Annotated in this window: 1 protein-coding gene; it reads left to right on the top strand. The window is 47.0% G+C overall.

Annotation, left to right across the window (positions count from 1 at the left end; all coding sequences use genetic code 11):
* Positions 1-383: VCBS domain-containing protein (locus tag BCU91_RS06115; protein WP_133126579.1), on the top strand; the 383-nt coding region annotated here is incomplete at both ends.

The following is a 383-nucleotide window of genomic DNA, read 5'->3' on the forward strand; positions in this document are numbered from 1 at the left end:
GACTTAGTGGCTGATGTTGATAGTGTTGATGAAAATACCACTGTAACAGCAGATGCAGCTAATGGCGTATTGAGCAACGATAGTGACTTAGATGGCGACGCACTAAGTGTCACTGGGATCCATTCTGGTGTGTCAGGCACAAACACTGCGGTTACTGCTGGACAACCTGGGGTGATCGCCAATGAATATGGCACATTAACTATCAACTCTGATGGTAGTTACACGTTTATCGCTAATGGCGCATCTTCAGAAGCGTTACCAGATGGCGTGACTGCCAATGCCGTATTTACTTATACTGCAACAGACGGCACTCAATCTCTAACGCAAACACTCACCATCACAATCACTGGCGCCAATGACCCTGCGGATATCACCGTTGATGT

Source organism: Shewanella sp. 10N.286.52.B9, from assembly GCF_002873635.1.
Lineage (GTDB): Bacteria > Pseudomonadota > Gammaproteobacteria > Enterobacterales > Shewanellaceae > Shewanella.